Source organism: Enterococcus sp. PLH-Efm8 (genome assembly GCF_053011625.1).
Genome location: NZ_CP172568.1, coordinates 41,645 through 60,183 on the forward strand (window position 1 = coordinate 41,645; position 18,539 = coordinate 60,183).

Here is an 18,539-nt window from a genome sequence, read left to right on the forward strand (position 1 = left end):
TCTCCCATCAATGGAACTATTTTAACACAAAATAAACGCAAACCCCACCACTTAAGAGAGATTGCCGATCTTTTTGTATAATCTTTATAATAGAAAGAAACGGAGTCTTATTCTTGACTTGCGCACGGATACATAAAAGGATAGACTGTTGTCATGAAAGAAATGAGAAGGATGGAAGACATGACAAATCATTACTATTCTGAACGCCCAGATACGGCGCACGATTTTGAACAATGGGCTTTTGAGTTAAAAGGCAGAACCTTTCAATTTGTAACAGATTCTGGTGTATTTTCACGTGAAACAGTGGATTATGGTTCACGTGTCCTGATTGATGCTTTCGATTGGGAAGAGTTACCTGATGAAGGAAAGATCTTAGATGTGGGATGCGGGTATGGACCGATTGGGTTAGCTTTGGCATTTGCGACACAGCGGTTTGTTGAAATGGTCGACATTAATGAACGAGCGGTAAGTCTAGCGCAAGGAAACGCAAAGCGTAACCAAATCGAACATGTTGATATCCATCAATCGAATATCTATGAAGCAGTTCATGAAGAAACCTATGCAGCTATCGTAAGCAATCCGCCGATCCGTGCTGGAAAAAAAGTTGTACATGAAATTTTGACAGGCGCATATCCTCGGTTGAAGAAGGGCGGTACACTGACAATTGTGATCCAGAAGAAACAAGGAGCGCCGAGTGCGCAAAAGAAAATGGAAGAAACATTTGGTAATGCAGAAATCGTCACAAAAGATAAAGGATATTATATCATCAAAAGTGTGAAAGAATAACTAGCTGAAAAATAGTGGAGCGACGAAAGAGTGGAACTGGGCGTGCATGTACGGGTACGTATCAGTTCTTTTTTTGTTGAGAAGTTTTTAAAAACAAAGAACTATTTTTTCTTCAAAAAGAAATAGTAGGAACAGAGTCGTTGTTTTTTACGATAAAATAAATAAGATACAGAACTTGTATAGAAGGCTGCCAAGTCGGTAGATAAAGGAGGTTTTTATCAAAAAACATACTTTCCTTTTTTCTCTATTCTTTTCTTGGGGGTTTTGGTACACTGATAGGGAATTTAGATAGAAGGGAGCCAATAGGATGAAGCTGACCATCAGAGATATCGCAGAAATGGCAGGCGTATCAGTAACAACTGTCTCACAGATTTTGAATAACAAAGGAAGCAGATTTAGTGATAAGACAAGAAAAAAAGTGTTGTCGATCGTGAATGAACATCATTATAAGCCCGATTATTTCGCTTCAAATGTGATCAATCGACATTCAAAGACCATCGGAATGATCGTCCCTGATGTCACTGATTTCTTCTTCTCCAAACTGATCGAAGGTGTAGAGAGCTATTTGAATCCTTTGGGCTATGTGATCATGTTATGCAATTCTCGTCATAGCCAAGAAAATGAGATCAAGTATTTACAAGAGCTTTCCCACCGCTCAGTGGACGGAATCTTGCTGGCCACACCAAATATTTTACCTGAGAAATATGCATTAGACAGCGGTTTTTATCAAAAAATGCCAATCATTTTAATCGATCGCGGATTGAATCGTCGGGATAACGGACGGCTTATCGTAAAGGAATATGAGGGCGCCTATCAAGCTGTTTCGCTGTTTATTGAAAATGGCCATACGAAGATCGGCATGCTGAAGGAAACCACTGGATACTATCAATTAGAAGAACGTTTCAACGGATATCGTCATGCGCTGAAAGATCATGGCCTGCCTTTTAATGGGAAATTTGTTGAACATGGAGAGTTGACTGTCCAAGGTGGATATACTGCATCAAAAAAATTACTCAAACATAAAGATATCACGGCTATTTTTTGCGGGAATGATGCCATGGCGATCGGATGCTATCAGGCGATCGATGAATTGGGCAAAAAAATCCCAGAAGATATCTCAGTCATAGGATTCGATGGATTAAAGCTGTCAGAATACATGATTCCGCAATTGACGACAGTGCAGCAGCCAAGTTTTGATATTGGATTTTATGCTGCACGTTTCCTGATCGATACGATCGAATTTCCTCAAAGAAAAGTTCCGAACAAAGTGTTCGAAACAAAATTAATTATTCGTGAGAGCGTAAAAGTATTGACAAAGGGCTAACTCGGCGGTATATTGCTTATGTAAGCATTTACAAAGGCTAGTTAGTGCTTTTTTTATTTTTAGTAAACCAGTTTACTAAAGTGGTTTACCTTTCCTAAAAATAATGTATAATACCGAATGAAGACAAGGAGGATCAGGCAATGCGAATGGTGGATCTGATTGAAAAAAAGAGGGATGGAAACGAGCTGTCGAAAGAGGAAATCGAGTACATCGTCACGAACTATACGAATGGAAAGATTCCAGATTATCAAGTCAGTGCATTATTGATGGCAATTTTTTATCAAGACATGACAAATGAAGAAATCACGAACTTAACATTGGCGATTGCTAATTCTGGTGATGTCATCGATTTGAGTTCTCTTGAAGGAATAAAGGTAGATAAGCATTCGACAGGTGGCGTTGGTGACACGACCACATTGATTTTAGCCCCCCTAGTAGCTAGTGTCGGAGTGACAGTGGCTAAAATGTCTGGACGCGGTCTAGGTTACACAGGTGGTACACTAGACAAGCTAGAAGCAATTCCCGGATTTCAGATCGAGCTTTCGGATGAAGAATTTGTACGCATTGTTAATGAAAGTAAAGTAGCGGTAATTGGTCAATCAGGAAACTTGGCACCGGCGGACAAAAAATTGTATGCCTTGCGTGACGTCACAGCGACCGTTGATTCTCTTCCGCTGATTGCCAGTTCGATTATGAGTAAAAAAATCGCGGCAGGAGCAGATGCAATCGTTTTGGATGTGACCACTGGAGACGGTGCTTTCATGAAGAACATCGAAGATGCAAGACGTCTGGCAAAGACCATGACGAGCATTGGGAAACTGGCTAACCGAGAAACAGTGGCGGTTATCTCAGATATGTCAGAACCTCTTGGCGAAGCTATCGGAAATAGTCTAGAAGTTGTCGAGGCAATCGAAACATTACAAGGAAATGGTCCAGAAGATCTAGTAGAAATGTGCTACGCCTTAGGAAGCCAAATGGTTGTTCTTGCTGGCAAAGCTAAGACAACCGATGAAGCAAGAACGTTGCTTCAAGAAGCTCTGGAATCAGGTAAAGCGTTAGCAAAATTCAAAGAAATGATCCAAAATCAAGGGGGAGACCCAGCGATCGTGGAACATCCAGAACGAATTTTGACTGCACGCTACACAATGGAGCTTCCTGCTAAACAAAGCGGAGTTGTGTCAAAAATCGTGGCAAATGAATTAGGAATTGCTGCAATGATGCTAGGTGCTGGGCGTAAAACCAAAGAAGAAGATATTGATCACGCTGTTGGATTGAAACTGCATAAAAAAATTGGTGACACTGTGACAAAAGGTGAGTCACTATTGACGATCTATAGTAACGACGAAGAAATCACTTCTGTCATTGAATTATTATATAAAAATATTGAAATTGGTGAATCGGCAATGAAGCCAACGTTGATTCATGACATCATCACAGAATAAAGGAAAAAAGCGGACTTTACCGTTTTAAAGAAAAGGGGAAAAGAAATGGAACTAAACCGAATGATCGACCATACTATTTTGAAAGCAGACGCATCTAAAGAAGCTGTGATGCAAATTATCGAAGAAGCAAAAAAATACCATTTTTATTCTGTCTGCATCAATCCAGCATGGGTTGCGCTAGCGAAAGAACAATTACAAGGTGAGCCAGTAGCCGTATGTACAGTAATCGGGTTTCCTCTAGGAGCAAACACACCCGAGACAAAAGCATTTGAAACAACAGATGCCATCAATAACGGTGCAGATGAAGTCGATATGGTCATCAATATCGGTGCTTTGAAATCAAAGGATGATCAACAAGTCCAAAAAGATATCGAAGCAGTTGTTGAAGCAGCAAAAGATCGTGCGCTTGTCAAAGTTATTATTGAAACATCGTTATTAGATAGAGAAGAAATCATCCGAGCTTGCGAAATAGCAAAAGCTGCAGGCGCTGATTTTGTCAAAACATCAACTGGTTTCTCAACAGGCGGAGCAAAGGTAGAGGATGTCCGTTTGATGCGTGAAACTGTAGGACCAGAAATGGGTGTCAAAGCTTCCGGCGGTATCCATAACGAAGAAGAAGCAATGGCAATGATCGAAGCTGGTGCTACAAGAATCGGAACAAGCGCAGGAGTAGCAATCGTATCTGGTTCAACTGGTGAAGGCTATTAATTTTTTCAAAGGAGAAGCTCATGGCAGAACTCAAACAAGAATGGATCAACACAGCTATTGAAGCGTTAGATAAAGCCTATGTTCCTTATTCCCATTTTCCGGTAGGCGCTTGTCTCGTAACGGAATCAGGCAAGATTTATCAAGGCATCAACATTGAGAATGCATCATTTGGATTAACGAATTGTGCCGAGCGCACAGCTTTTTTCAAAGCAGTATCTGAAGGAGAAAAAACATTTACGCATCTAGTCGTAGCGGGGCACACCCCCGATCCTATCTCTCCTTGTGGTGCATGTCGACAAGTAATGGCAGAATTCTGTTCCCCTGATATGCCGGTTACGCTAGTAGGAGACAATGGTGTGACGAAGGCAACGACCGTTCGTGCACTGCTGCCTTATGCATTTACTGAAAAAGATCTATAACTCATGTTCATTCAGTCAGCTGACTGTTGAAAAATAAAACAATTATTTTAGGAGGCTTTACAGAAATGAAAAAAGCAAAATTATTTGGTTTAGGTGCTGTCGCACTAGCAGCAGGGTTATTTTTAGGTGCATGCGGCAACAACGGCTCTACTGATTCATCCGGTGGCAAAAGCTCATCAGACACAACAACTGCAGCATTGATCACAGACACAGGTGGTGTAGACGACCGTTCATTCAACCAGTCAGCTTGGGAAGGACTAGAAAAATGGGGGAAAGATCAAGGACTTTCACGAGGAAATGATGGCTTCCAATATTTCCAATCTTCAAATGAATCAGATTACATCCCAAATATTGACCAAGCATTGAATGCTGGATTCAAAACGATTTTTGGTATTGGTTATAAACTAAAACCAGCGATCCAAGAACAAGCAACAAACAATACAGGTACGAACTTTGTTATTATCGATGATGTCATCGATGGATTAGATAACGTTGTATCTGCAACTTTCAAAGACAACGAAGCTTCTTATCTTGCAGGTGTTGCAGCAGCTTATACGACTGAAACAAACGTAGTCGGCTTTATCGGCGGTGTAAAAGGTGAAGTAATCGATCGTTTTGATGCTGGATTCAAAGCCGGTGTTGATGCAGGTGCGAAAGAATTAGGAAAAGAAATCAAAGTATTGAATCAATATGCTGGTGACTTCTCTGCTCCAGATAAAGGACGTTCAATTGCTCAAGGTATGTATGCACAAAACGCAGATATCATCTTCCATGCTTCAGGCGGTACAGGTAACGGTGTATTCCAAGAAGCAAAATCATTGAACGAATCAGGCGACAAAAAAGTTTGGGTTATCGGTGTTGACCGCGACCAATCAGACGAAGGCGAATACACATTAAACGGCGAAAAGAAAAACTTCACATTGACATCTACACTGAAAGCAGTTGGAACAGTAGTAGAAGATTTGGCACAAAAATCAGCGGACGGTAAATTCCCTGGCGGCGAACACACTGTTTATGGATTGAAAGAAGACGGTGTTGGTCTAACAGAAGGACAACTTTCTGACGAAGCGAAAAAAGCAGTTGATGAAGCAAAAGAAAAAATCATTTCAGGTGACGTAAAAGTTCCAGAAACTCCTGAAGAAAACTAAAACCATTTCTATAGCCTTGTTAGACACATGTTTGACAAGGCTATGGTTTGATTAGAACAAGAATTGTTCATTTATCCAAGCTGCCTTGTGACAGTTTGGATAAGGGAACAACTCCCTGAAGTAATGTTTGTTTCAAAAGAAGAACGCTCACTAAGCGTGAATCTTAGTCAATCGTTGCCCTAGATAGAAATCGTTAGGATGTGAAAAAAAGGTGGTTCAAGAAAATATTGTCATAGAAATGCAGAATATTACCAAAGAATTTGGAACATTCAAGGCAAATGACAACATCAATTTACAAGTAAAGGCAGGAGAAATTCATGCGTTGCTTGGAGAAAACGGTGCTGGCAAATCTACATTGATGAACGTGCTTTCCGGATTATTAGAGCCGACATCAGGGAAAATTTTGATGCGTGGGAAAGAAGTAAAGATCACAAGTCCGACCAAAGCCAACCAATTAGGGATTGGGATGGTCCATCAGCACTTTATGCTTGTTGATGCCTTTACTGTAACAGAAAACATCGTGTTGGGAAGCGAGCCTAGTCGCGCAGGGATGCTTGACCATAAAAAAGCACGAAAAGAGATCCAAAAAGTTTCTGAACAGTATGGATTGTCAGTCAACCCAGATGCTTACGTTCGTGATATTTCAGTTGGAATGGAACAACGGGTAGAAATTTTAAAAACACTTTACCGAGGAGCAGATGTACTGATTTTTGATGAGCCGACAGCTGTATTGACCCCTCAAGAAATTGATGAATTAATCGTGATCATGAAGGAATTAGTCAAAGAAGGCAAGTCGATCATTTTGATTACGCATAAGTTAGATGAAATCAAAGCAGTAGCTGACCGCTGTACAGTTATCCGCCGTGGAAAAGGAATCGGTACAGTCAACGTTAAAGACGTAACCTCACAACAATTAGCCGATATGATGGTTGGAAGAACGGTTTCATTCAAAACGATGAAAAAAGAAGCGAAGCCTCAAGAAGTCGTTTTGTCTATTGAAAATCTAGTGGTGAAAGAAAATCGTGGATTAGAAGCCGTGAAAAACTTGAACTTAGAGGTTCGTGCTGGCGAAGTACTTGGTATCGCTGGAATCGATGGAAACGGGCAGTCGGAGTTGATCCAAGCTTTGACTGGTTTGCGAAAGGCAGAAAGCGGACATATCAAGCTAAAAGGGGAAGACATCACTAATAAAAAACCCCGAAAAATCACTGAACATGGTGTAGGACACGTGCCAGAAGACCGTCATAAATACGGGTTAGTCCTAGATATGACATTATCTGAAAATATCGCACTACAAACCTATCATCAAAAACCTTACAGTAAAAACGGCATGCTGAATTATTCAGTAATGAATGAACATGCCAGAGAATTGATCGAAGAATATGATGTTCGAACAACGAATGAACTTGTTCCCGCAAAAGCTTTATCAGGCGGAAATCAGCAAAAAGCAATTATCGCTCGTGAAGTCGACCGAGATCCTGATCTGTTGATTGTTGCAAATCCAACTCGTGGACTGGATGTAGGTGCGATCGAATTTATTCATAAACGTCTGATCGAACAAAGGGACAAATACAAAGCAGTGTTACTGATCAGTTTCGAATTAGAAGAAATTTTAAATGTTTCGGATCGTATTGCTGTTATCCATGAAGGAGAAATTGTCGGTATCGTTGATCCGAAAGAAACATCTGAAAATGAATTAGGTCTATTGATGGCGGGCTATACCTTAGAAGAAGCACGAAAAGAGTTAGAAAAGGGGGCTGGCGCACATGAATGATCGCAGCGAAAAATTCCGTAATTTATTAGTGCCTGTACTTTCAGTTGTTTTAGGATTGATCTTAGGCGCGATATTGATGGCTGCTTTTGGTTTTCAGCCCATCCAAGGTTATTCTTCTATGCTAGATGCAGCCCTTGGTTCGCAAAGAGGGATAGGTGAAACGTTAAGGCAAGCAACGCCGTTGATTTTTACAGCATTAGGTTTTTCTGTAGCTAACTCAGCTGGGTTTTTCAATATTGGGCTTTCTGGACAAGCACTTTGCGGGTGGATCGTCAGTGTCTGGGTGGCACTTGCGTTTCCAGATCTGCCAAAAGTTGTTTTGCTTCCGTTATGCGTGATCTTAGGTGCCTTAGCTGGTGCGATGGCAGCGGCTGTTCCAGGTTTACTTCGAGCATTTTTTGGAACAAGTGAAGTGATCGTAACAATCATGATGAACTATATCTTATTATACGTAAGCACATTTGCTTTACATGAAGTGATGCCTGAAAGCTATCGCTCAAGTTTGGACTCTTCCAATATGATCAGTCAAAATGCCTCACTGCGGTTACCATGGTTAACACAAGCTTTTGGCGGCTCTCGCGTAAACTCAGGATTATTTTTAGCAATCATCGCGCTTATTTTCGTTTGGCTGCTGATGAAGAAAACGACTTTAGGATTTGAAATCCGTTCTGTTGGATTGAATCCTTTTGCTTCTGAGTATGCAGGAATGAGTAGTAAACGTACGATCGTTTTGTCGATGGTCATTTCTGGCGCTTTGGCAGGGCTTGGCGGTGTGGTTGAAGGATTAGGAACGTATCAAAACTTCTTTGTTCAAACGACTTCGCTATCTATTGGATTTGACGGAATGGCTGTTTCCTTGCTTGGTTCTGGATCAGCAATCGGTATTCTTTTATCAGCGATCTTGTTCAGTATTTTGAAGATCGGTGGACTTGGCATGCAGACAGGAGCAGGTGTTCCGTTTGAGATCGTCAATGTATCGATTGCTTTGATTATCTTCTTTGTCGGGATCAACTTCCTGATTCGTTTCGTCATGGCTAAAGTCTTCCAAGGGAAAAAACAAGAAGAGATCGTTGCGACAATAGAATCGAAACCAACGAATCAAAACCATGAAGGGGGCGAACTATAATGTCGACTATCGAATTAATTGCCTTGATCCTTACTTCTACACTGGTTTATTCAACACCGCTAATTCTAACGTCACTAGGCGGAACTTTTTCTGAACGAAGCGGGATCGTAAACGTAGGGCTAGAGGGAATCATGGTCATGGGTGCTTTTAGTTCCATCGTTTTCAACTTGACGATGAGTCCATCACTTGGTTCTATGACACCATGGATCGCTATTTTAGTGGGTGGCGTCGTAGGTATCCTATTTTCTCTGATTCACGCAGTAGCAACAGTCAGTTTGCGTGCTGACCATATTATCAGCGGGACAGTAATTAATCTGATGGCACCTGCTTTAGGTGTTTTCTTGATCAAAGCATGGTATGGTAAAGGTCAAACTGATAACATCACGCAGAATCTGGGGTATTTTTCTTTCCCAGGATTAGCAGATATTCCGGTCATTGGACCAATTTTCTTTAAAAATACATTCTTACCTGCTTATTGTGCTATTTTGATTGCTGTCCTAGCTTGGGTGATCATCTTCAAGACGAAATTCGGCTTGCGCCTCCGTTCAGTTGGTGAAAATCCTCAAGCTGCCGACACATTAGGTATCAATGTATATGCTATGCGTTATTCAGGCGTACTGATTTCTGGCTTGTTAGGCGGTATGGGCGGTGCTGTTTTTGCTCAGTCGATTTCCGGTAACTTTTCAGCTGGTACGATCGTTGGACAAGGGTTCATCTCCATGGCTGCTATGATCTTTGGTAAGTGGAATCCTTTAGGGGCAATGGGTGCCTCATTGTTCTTTGGTTTTGCTCAAAGCTTGAGTATCATTGGCGCACAATTACCAGTTATTTCTTCGATTCCGCCAGTATTGCTGCAAATTGCTCCATATTTGCTGACAATCATTGTGCTGGTTGTTTTCTTAGGGAAAGCTTCTGGTCCAAAAGCAAACGGGAAGAACTATATCAAATCAAAATAATCTTTTAGCGAATAAAAAGGGTGGGTTACGGGAAGTGTTTTTCGTCTCGCCCTTTTTGTTTTAAAGGCAATAAAAATAAAAAGAAAGAAGGAATAATCATGTTTAAACGCGTACATCTGATCGTCATGGATTCAGTAGGAATTGGAGAAGCACCAGATGCCGATAAGTTCGGTGATGTTGGTTCTGATACATTAGGACACATTGCGAAAGAAGCAGGATTGAACGTTCCACATTTAGAGCAGCTTGGTTTAGGAACGATCCGTCCTCTTGAAGGTGTGGAATCAGTGAAAGATCATCAAGGCTATGCGACGAAATTAGAAGAAGTTTCTGTAGGGAAAGATACGATGACAGGCCACTGGGAAATCATGGGATTGAATATCAAAACTCCATTTCGTGTGTTTCCTAATGGATTCCCTGATGATCTGATCAAACAAATCGAAGAATTTTCTGGCCGTAAAGTCGTATGTAACAAACCTTATAGCGGAACAGCTGTTATTGACGATTACGGTGAACACCAAATGAAAACAGGCGATTTAATTGTATATACTTCTGCCGATCCTGTCCTTCAGATCGCGGCACATGAAGAAATCATTCCTTTAGAAGAATTATATCGGATTTGCCAATTCGTTCGTGATATAACAAAAGATGATCCGTATATGATTGGCCGAATCATTGCACGTCCGTACGTGGGTGAACCAGGAGACTTCACACGAACAAGCAATCGCCATGATTATGCGTTGAATCCATTCGGACACACAGTCCTTGATTCTTTGAAAGAAGCAGGAAAGGACGTGATTGCTGTTGGAAAGATCAACGATATTTTCAACGGACAAGGAATCACTGAATCTGTCCGCACGAAAAGCAATATGGATGGCGTTGACCAGCTGCTGAAAGTTATGAAAAACGATTTTTCAGGAATCAGCTTTACCAATTTAGTAGATTTTGATGCATTATACGGTCATCGTCGGGATGTAGTCGGCTATGCGCATGCGATTGAAGAATTTGACTTACGAATTCCAGAATTGCTTGAAGCGATGGAAGAAGACGACTTGCTAATGATTACAGCCGATCACGGAAACGATCCGACGTTTACTGGTACCGATCATACGCGAGAATATGTACCGTTATTGGTTTACAGTAAAAAAATGAAAGAACAAGGGGCATTGCCTCAAGGATATTATTCAGATATTTCAGCAACGATTGCTGAGAACTTTAGTGTTTCTTCGACTGAAAATGGCGAAAGCTTCTTGAAATTATTAAAATAATCTTTTTAAATAGGAGAAAGCAAATGACCAAGTTAAGCGAGATGTTACAAGAAACGACCCAGTTTATCCTTGATAAAGGAGTAAAAGAAATTGATTTTGGTTTGATTCTAGGTTCAGGATTAGGTGAATTAGCAGATGAAATCGAAGATGCTGTAATGATTTCTTATGATGAGATCCCGTTCTTTCCTGTTTCGACAGTAGTTGGGCATGCAGGAAAGCTAGTTTATGGGTCTCTGGCAGGCAAGAAAGTGTTAGCCATGCAAGGGAGATTCCACTACTATGAAGGTCATTCCATGCAAACAGTGACCTATCCAGTACGTGTGATGGCCGGACTAGGGGCCCATTCAGTCATTGTGACTAATGCATGTGGTGGTGTCAACGAATCATTTGTACCAGGAGATTTGATGCTGATTACCGATCATATCAATTTTACTGGTGAAAATCCTTTGATCGGTCCGAATGAAGATGCAATGGGCCCTAGATTTCCAGATATGAGTCAAGCTTATACGCCTGACTATCAAGCAACAGCAAAAGCAGCAGCAGAAAAACTAGGTTTGGATCTTAAAGAAGGCGTATATATGGGCTATTCTGGACCAACTTATGAAACGCCTGCGGAGATCCGAATGTCTCGGACAATAGGAGCCGATGCAGTAGGGATGTCGACTGTTCCAGAAGTCATCGTAGCAGCTCACAGCGGATTAAAAGTGTTAGGAATCTCTTGTATTACCAACTTAGCAGCAGGTATGCAAGCGAATCTGAGCCATGAAGAAGTTGTAGAAACAACTCAGAGAGTCAAACAATCTTTTAAAGCATTGGTTAAAGAAACATTGACATTATTGTAATAGGAGGAACAATAAAATGAGTGTGCATATTGAAGCGAAAGAAGGCGAGATCGCCGATAAGATTTTACTTCCGGGAGATCCTTTGCGAGCTAAATATATTGCGGAGACTTTTTTGGAAGATCCAGTTTGTTACAATCAGGTACGCGGTATGTTAGGCTTTACCGGCAAATATAAAGGAGAACGTATTTCTGTTCAAGGAACAGGAATGGGAATGCCATCAGCCACCATCTATGCCCATGAATTGATCCAGTCGTATGGTGTAAAGAAATTGATTCGAGTAGGTACATGCGGTGCATTGTCAAAAGACGTCCATGTTCGTGATTTAGTACTAGCACAAGGTGCAGCGACCAGTTCTTCGATGATCGAAAAAAATTTCCAAGCCTTTCATTTTCCTCCAATCAGTGATTTCAATCTATTACTGAAAGCATATGAGATAGCTAAAGAAAAGGGCTATACGGTTCATGTAGGAAATGTTCTTTCGGAAGATTCTTTCTACAAAGATGATTTGACAGAGACGTTCCAATTAGCTGAACTTGGCGTTTTAGGAGTGGAAATGGAAGCAGCGGCTCTTTATTACTTAGGCGCGAAATACCATGTGCAGACATTAAGTTTGATGACCGTTAGCGACCATTTGATCACCGGTGAAGAAACAACAGCTGCAGAACGTCAATCTACGTTCAATGAAATGATCGAAGTAGGATTGGAAACAGCGATAGCAGAATAAGAAGGAAATGAAAAAGCTGCCCTGCATTAAGTAATAAGAACATCCAAGCAAAAATAGCTCCTCATGTTTTTGACTTGGCTGGACTTATTATTGCAAATGTAAGCTTTTGAACACCGTTTACCAAGAGGTTGTGAATCTGCCGTTTAACTCTGAGTCACAAGGAACAATTTCAAAAAACAGCTTTTCATGTTTGATGAATATTGTGACTTGTGACCGAGAAGTTGGCAGGAGAAAACCGTTTATACGAAAAAAGGGACTGTGACAAATCGTGTCACAGTCCCTTTTTTATAGTGTTTTTTATAGGTAGTATTTTTTAGCAACTGTTAAGTCATCATTTAATTCATAAACAAGTGGTTGACCTGTTGGAATTTCAAGATCCATGATGTCTTCGTCAGAGATACCTTCGATATGTTTAGCTAGGGCGCGTAATGAGTTACCATGTGCAGCTACTAAAACAGTTTTGTTGTCTAGTAATGCTGGAGCAATTTCATCTTGCCAGAATGGCAAAGCGCGTTCTAATGTCACTTTCAAGTTTTCTCCACCAGGAATATCGCGTTTGTCTAACATTGCGTAACGACGGTCATTTGCTGCAGAACCTTCGTCAGTTTCTTCCATTAATGGAGGAAGAGTATCGTAAGAACGACGCCAGATGTGCACTTGTTCGTCGCCGTATTTTTCAGCTGTTTCTTTTTTGTTCAAACCTTGTAATTTACCATAGTGACGTTCGTTTAAGCGCCATGATTTGATTTGTGGTACCCAAAGTTGATCTGAATATTCTAAGATCAAGTTACATGTTTTGATTGCACGAGTTAAAACAGAAGTGTAAGCAACATCAAATTCGATTCCAGCTTCTTTGATTTTGCGTCCGCCTTCTTTTGCTTCTTCGATTCCTTCTGGTGCTAGATTTACATCAGCCCAACCAGTAAATTGGTTCAATGCATTCCATTCACTAAGACCGTGACGAGAAAAAACTAATTTTGGCATGTTTAGCTCTCCTTTTAAGATAGGTTTATATTTCTGAAATTTTCAGTTCTGTTTTATTGTACAATTTTTTGGAAGAGATTTCCATCGAAAAATTAGATAAGATTCTATGAGAAAACAAGTAGAGAATATAAAAAAACGAACAGTGCCCACGCAACTGTTCGTTTTTAGGTATTAGATGCATAATTGCTCGATTTCTTTTTCAGGTAAATTGATATATTTATAACATGTTCCAACTGAAACACCGCATTTTGAAGAAATAAATTGGATCGTTTCTTTTTTTTCATAATAGAGACGTCGGATTTTTTTGATCGTTTTTGCATCGATTTTTGGTCTTCCGCCGATTTTTCCTTTTTTACGAGCTTCATCTAATCCAACTAATGTACGTTCTTTGATCAATGCGCACTCCATGTTTGCTAGGTTTTCCATTAATTGGAAATAGATTTTTCCCATTTCGCGCGTATCGATTCCTTCATCAAGACTAATCAAGTGCAGCCCGCGATCTTTGAATAATTGCGTGAGTTCTGTTAATTGCCGCGTAGATTTGCCTAATCGATGAAGTTGGCAAATGACTAGTGCATCGCCTTGTTGCATGTCAGCGATCACTGACTCCAAATGAACAGCAGTAGAATCATTTTGTTCCACTTCATATGTCTCATGGAAAATTTCTTGACAACCAAAGTCAGATAATTGATCAACCTGAGTTGTTAAATCAACGTCATTTATGGTTGTGCGTGCATAACCAATAATTTTCATGGTGATTCCTTTCTAGCAGTGATTTTCTAACTGGATATAACAGTAAAAATGTAGCATAAAGTACGTCAAAAAGATAGTTTTTTCGCAAATTTTCCGCTGTCTTTTTTTATTGGATGATCAAGCAGTTTTTCTTTATTTACGACGGATTGCGTCAAGAATCTCAACGCCTTTTTCTGAGCCGACAACTACTTTAGAAACCATGTTTAGGAAAAGCCCATGTTCTACTACCCCAACAAGTTCATCTAAATAGGTAGCTAAGCTTTCTGGCTGTTCGATGACTTCTAGATGCAGATCAATGATGTAATGACCACCATCTGTGGTTAAGACTTCTCCGTTTTCGTCTGTACGCAAGACGGGTTGGAATCTTTTTTCTTCAAAAATATGAAGTAGCTGTTGGGAGCCATAAGGGATCACTTCAACTGGGAGTGGGAACTTCCCAAGTTTATCGACTAATTTAGAAGAATCAACGATCCAAATCGTTTCTTTTGAGTACGTAGCGACTATTTTCTCGAAAAGCAAAGCAGCGCCGCCGCCTTTGATCCCTTGAAAATCAGCACTGATTTCATCAGCACCGTCTATTGTCAAATCGACTACGGGGACTTCATCAATACTCTTTAACGGTATTCCTAATTTTTCCGCTTGTTCTTTTGTCGCATTTGAAGTAGTAACTCCTGTGATACGTAAACCTTCTTCACGCATACGGCGACCAATCTCTTCTACCATATAATAGGCGGTTGAACCGGTCCCGAGACCTACGATCATCCCGTCCTTTACGAATTTCGCGGCTTCAATGCCAGCTAATTGTTTTAAATTCATCTTTGCGTCCACCTTTTTTTAGTTTGAGCATCGTGCTTTCCTCACTATTTTAGCGTGATTTACGGTAAAAAGATACCATTCTTTTTTATTCCAATAAAGCTTTTTCAAAAAAAATTGCATCTCTTGTTGACATGTTTTTTCATTCGTGATATTCTAACAAAGGTGCTTTATCTACAGGTTTCTGTGAAGAAACGTGCTGACTGTTTATCAAAGCATATTTGATAAGGATGCAGACATTGCATTTATTTTTTATCACAAAAAAAGAACCACCTGGATGTGTGGAACTAGACGCAAATCGTGGGAAGGAGGAAACAAGGAATGCCTACAATTAACCAATTAGTACGTAAACCTCGTAAATCAAAGGTGGAAAAATCTAATTCACCTGCTTTGAACAAAGGATATAACAGCTTTAAGAAAACTCAAACTAACGTAAACTCACCTCAAAAACGTGGGGTAGCAACTCGTGTGGGTACAATGACACCTAAAAAACCGAACTCAGCTTTACGTAAATATGCACGTGTTCGTTTGTCAAACTTAATTGAAGTTACTGCTTATATCCCAGGGATTGGTCATAACTTACAAGAACACAGTGTTGTATTATTACGCGGTGGTCGTGTAAAAGACTTACCAGGGGTACGTTACCATATCGTTCGCGGTGCTTTAGATACTGCTGGTGTTAACGACCGTAAACAAAGCCGTTCTAAATACGGAACTAAAAAACCTAAAGCTTAATTTTAATTATTAAACAAATGAAACTTGCTTCTACTATATAGAAGTAATTACTATGAACAATATTTCGGAAGGAGGAGTTACGGATGCCACGTAAAGGTCCTGTTGCAAAACGTGATGTTTTACCAGATCCTATTTATAACTCAAAATTAGTAACTCGCTTGATCAACCGTGTAATGGTTGACGGAAAACGCGGGATTGCAGCTAACATTATCTATAATGCCTTTGACTTGATCAAAGAATCTACAGGTAACGATCCATTAGAAGTGTTTGAACAAGCAATGAAAAACGTTCAACCTGTTCTTGAAGTTAAAGCACGTCGTGTTGGGGGTTCAAACTACCAAGTACCAGTTGAAGTTCGCCCTGAACGCCGCGTTACTCTAGGTCTTCGTTGGGTAGTAAACTACGCTCGCTTGCGCGGTGAACACACAATGGAAGAACGCTTAGCAAAAGAAATCATGGATGCTGCAAACAACACAGGTGCTTCTGTTAAAAAACGTGAAGACACTCATAAAATGGCTGATGCCAACCGTGCGTTTGCTCACTATCGCTGGTAAGATTCTCTCTGTTTGGTCGGCTTTTATAAGTCGACCTCAGATAGTGTCCTTATTTTTAGCAACTAGATAGTAAAGAGAGGAGAAACAAGGAGAATGACCAGAGAATTTTCTTTACAAAACACTCGTAATATCGGTATCATGGCCCACATCGATGCTGGTAAAACGACTGCTACTGAACGTATCTTGTACTATACTGGTAAAATCCATAAAATTGGTGAAACTCATGAAGGAGCTTCACAAATGGACTGGATGGAACAAGAACAAGAACGTGGTATTACGATCACTTCTGCTGCTACTACAGCACAATGGAAGGGTCACCGAATCAACATCATCGACACACCAGGACACGTAGACTTCACAGTTGAAGTTGAACGTTCATTGCGTGTACTTGATGGTGCTGTAACTGTTCTTGATGCACAATCAGGTGTTGAACCTCAAACTGAAACAGTTTGGCGTCAAGCAACAACTTATGGTGTACCTCGTATCGTATTTGCAAACAAAATGGACAAGATCGGTGCTGACTTCTTATATTCAGTATCAACTTTACATGACCGTTTGCAAGCAAACGCTCACCCAATCCAATTACCAATTGGTGCGGAAGACGACTTCACAGGAATTATCGACCTTGTAACAATGAAGGCTGAAATGTATACAAACGATCTTGGAACAGAGATCGAAGAAACAGAAATTCCTGAAGAATACCGCGAATTAGCTGAAGAATGGCGCGAAAAATTGGTTGAAGCTGTAGCTGAAACTGATGAAGAACTTACTTTGAAATACTTAGAAGGTGAAGAAATCACTGAAGCTGAGTTAAAAGAAGGTATCCGCCGCGCAACAGTTAACGTAGAATTCTACCCAGTACTATGTGGTTCAGCATTTAAGAACAAAGGGGTTCAATTACTATTGGACGCTGTTCTTGATTACTTGCCATCACCGTTAGATATCCCAGCTATCAAAGGGATTGACCCTAAAACTGATGAAGAAGTAGAACGTCCTGCAGACGACAGCGCTCCTTTCTCAGCTTTAGCATTTAAAGTTATGACTGACCCATTCGTAGGTCGTTTAACTTTCTTCCGTGTGTACTCTGGTGTTTTACAATCAGGTTCATACGTACAAAACGCAACAAAAGGCAAACGTGAACGTGTTGGTCGTATCCTACAGATGCATGCCAACTCTCGTTCAGAAATCTCTGAAGTTTACGCTGGAGATATCGCTGCTGCTGTTGGTTTGAAAGACACAACTACTGGGGACACACTATGTGATGAAAAGAGTCTAGTTATTCTTGAATCCATGGAATTCCCAGAACCAGTTATCCAAGTCGCTATTGAACCTAAATCAAAAGCTGACCAAGATAAAATGGGTGTGGCTTTACAAAAACTATCTGAAGAAGATCCTACTTTCCGTGCTGAAACAAACGTGGAAACAGGCGAAACAATCATCGCTGGTATGGGTGAACTTCACTTAGATATCATCGTTGACCGTATGCGTCGTGAATTCAAAGTTGAAGCTAACGTAGGTGCGCCTCAAGTATCTTACCGTGAAACTTTCCGTGCTGGCACTCAAGCCGAAGGTAAGTTTGTACGTCAGTCTGGTGGTAAAGGTCAATACGGTCACGTATGGATTGAATTTACACCAAATGAAGAAGGTGCTGGTTTCGAATTTGAAAATGCGATCGTCGGTGGGGTTGTTCCTCGTGAATACATTCCAGCTGTTGAAACTGGTTTGAAAGATGCTATGGAAAATGGTGTCTTAGCTGGCTATCCATTAGTAGATATCAAAGCTAAACTTTACGATGGTTCATACCATGATGTCGATTCAAATGAAACTGCCTTCCGTGTTGCTGCTTCTATGGCATTACGTGCAGCAGCTAAGAAAGCTAATCCAGTAATCCTTGAACCAATCATGGCTGTAGAAGTTGTTATCCCTGAAGATTATTTAGGTGATGTTATGGGTCACGTAACTGCTCGTCGTGGACGTGTTGAAGGTATGGAAGCTCGCGCTGGCGGCCAACAAGTTGTTCGTGCGATGGTTCCACTTGCTGAAATGTTTGGTTATGCTACAACTCTTCGTTCTGCTACTCAAGGTCGTGGTACATTTACAATGACATTTGACCACTACGAAGATGTACCAAAATCAGTACAAGAAGAAATCATTAAGAAAAACGGCGGAAAAGCTGAATAATTTCT

General features: G+C 40.6%; 18 protein-coding genes. 15 read left to right on the top strand and 3 right to left on the bottom strand.

Translation table 11 applies throughout. The features are described 5' to 3' along the window. Positions 1-180 precede the first annotated feature (180 nt). The 12 genes from ACIFUW_RS00185 to deoD all read left to right on the top strand — a co-directional run bounded on the left by ACIFUW_RS00185 (position 181) and on the right by deoD (position 12,514). Positions 181-786, top strand: a complete 606-nt coding sequence (locus ACIFUW_RS00185) for a class I SAM-dependent methyltransferase (RefSeq protein WP_002304012.1) — start codon at positions 181-183, stop codon at positions 784-786. 307 nt (positions 787-1,093) lie between these two features. Continuing rightward, positions 1,094-2,110, top strand: a complete 1,017-nt coding sequence (locus ACIFUW_RS00190) for a LacI family DNA-binding transcriptional regulator (RefSeq protein WP_002294322.1) — start codon at positions 1,094-1,096, stop codon at positions 2,108-2,110. A gap of 140 nt (positions 2,111-2,250) precedes the next feature. Further along, positions 2,251-3,552 (top strand): pyrimidine-nucleoside phosphorylase, encoded by a 1,302-nt coding sequence (locus tag ACIFUW_RS00195; protein WP_002289207.1) that lies wholly within the window; start codon positions 2,251-2,253, stop codon positions 3,550-3,552. Between the two features lie 45 nt (positions 3,553-3,597). Next, on the top strand, positions 3,598-4,260 hold the full coding sequence (deoC, locus tag ACIFUW_RS00200; protein WP_002289206.1) for a deoxyribose-phosphate aldolase: 663 nt from the start codon (positions 3,598-3,600) through the stop codon (positions 4,258-4,260). A 20-nt stretch (positions 4,261-4,280) separates the two neighbouring features. Continuing rightward, entirely contained in the window at positions 4,281-4,679 is a 399-nt protein-coding gene (locus ACIFUW_RS00205; RefSeq protein ID WP_002289205.1) for a cytidine deaminase, read from the top strand. A 65-nt stretch (positions 4,680-4,744) separates the two neighbouring features. Further along, a complete protein-coding gene (locus ACIFUW_RS00210; RefSeq protein WP_002289203.1) occupies positions 4,745-5,827 on the top strand; it encodes a BMP family lipoprotein in 1,083 nt (360 codons plus the stop codon). Positions 5,828-6,038: 211 nt separating this feature from the next. Next, positions 6,039-7,601 carry an ABC transporter ATP-binding protein gene (locus ACIFUW_RS00215; RefSeq protein WP_002289202.1) on the top strand — a complete coding sequence of 521 codons (1,563 nt, stop codon included), beginning with the start codon at positions 6,039-6,041 and terminating at the stop codon, positions 7,599-7,601. Then, positions 7,594-8,727 carry an ABC transporter permease gene (locus tag ACIFUW_RS00220; protein WP_002289201.1) on the top strand — a complete coding sequence of 378 codons (1,134 nt, stop codon included), beginning with the start codon at positions 7,594-7,596 and terminating at the stop codon, positions 8,725-8,727. The genes ACIFUW_RS00215 and ACIFUW_RS00220 overlap by 8 nt, the downstream gene beginning before the upstream one ends. After that, the gene (locus ACIFUW_RS00225) at positions 8,727-9,683 is read left to right on the top strand and encodes an ABC transporter permease (protein ID WP_002289200.1); all 957 of its coding nucleotides are present in this window, start codon (positions 8,727-8,729) and stop codon (positions 9,681-9,683) included. Before ACIFUW_RS00220 ends, ACIFUW_RS00225 begins: the two co-directional genes overlap by 1 nt. Before the next feature lie 98 nt (positions 9,684-9,781). Then, positions 9,782-10,948, top strand: coding sequence for a phosphopentomutase (gene deoB / locus ACIFUW_RS00230; protein WP_002289199.1), 1,167 nt, complete (start codon positions 9,782-9,784; stop codon positions 10,946-10,948). Between the two features lie 23 nt (positions 10,949-10,971). After that, a complete protein-coding gene (locus ACIFUW_RS00235) occupies positions 10,972-11,790 on the top strand; it encodes a purine-nucleoside phosphorylase (protein ID WP_002289198.1) in 819 nt (272 codons plus the stop codon). A gap of 16 nt (positions 11,791-11,806) precedes the next feature. Then, positions 11,807-12,514, top strand: coding sequence for a purine-nucleoside phosphorylase (gene deoD, locus ACIFUW_RS00240; RefSeq protein ID WP_002289197.1), 708 nt, complete (start codon positions 11,807-11,809; stop codon positions 12,512-12,514). A 297-nt stretch (positions 12,515-12,811) separates the two neighbouring features. Here deoD and gpmA read toward each other — a convergent pair whose 3' ends face one another. From gpmA to rpiA, 3 genes are all read right to left on the bottom strand, one after another. Then, the gene (gene gpmA, locus ACIFUW_RS00245; protein WP_002294321.1) at positions 12,812-13,498 is read right to left on the bottom strand and encodes a 2,3-diphosphoglycerate-dependent phosphoglycerate mutase; all 687 of its coding nucleotides are present in this window, start codon (positions 13,496-13,498) and stop codon (positions 12,812-12,814) included. Between the two features lie 171 nt (positions 13,499-13,669). Next, on the bottom strand, positions 13,670-14,251 hold the full coding sequence (locus ACIFUW_RS00250; protein WP_002294320.1) for a recombinase family protein: 582 nt from the start codon (positions 14,249-14,251) through the stop codon (positions 13,670-13,672). Between the two features lie 132 nt (positions 14,252-14,383). After that, positions 14,384-15,067, bottom strand: coding sequence for a ribose-5-phosphate isomerase RpiA (gene rpiA, locus ACIFUW_RS00255; RefSeq protein ID WP_002296865.1), 684 nt, complete (start codon positions 15,065-15,067; stop codon positions 14,384-14,386). 318 nt (positions 15,068-15,385) lie between these two features. On the opposite strand from rpiA, the gene rpsL reads away from it, so the two are divergent. From rpsL to fusA, 3 genes are all read left to right on the top strand, one after another. Next, positions 15,386-15,799, top strand: a complete 414-nt coding sequence (gene rpsL / locus ACIFUW_RS00260) for a 30S ribosomal protein S12 (RefSeq protein ID WP_002294318.1) — start codon at positions 15,386-15,388, stop codon at positions 15,797-15,799. An 83-nt stretch (positions 15,800-15,882) separates the two neighbouring features. Continuing rightward, positions 15,883-16,353, top strand: a complete 471-nt coding sequence (gene rpsG, locus ACIFUW_RS00265; RefSeq protein ID WP_002290440.1) for a 30S ribosomal protein S7 — start codon at positions 15,883-15,885, stop codon at positions 16,351-16,353. 93 nt (positions 16,354-16,446) lie between these two features. Beyond that, on the top strand, positions 16,447-18,534 hold the full coding sequence (fusA, locus tag ACIFUW_RS00270) for an elongation factor G (RefSeq protein ID WP_002294317.1): 2,088 nt from the start codon (positions 16,447-16,449) through the stop codon (positions 18,532-18,534). The last annotated feature ends 5 nt before the right edge of the window (positions 18,535-18,539 follow it).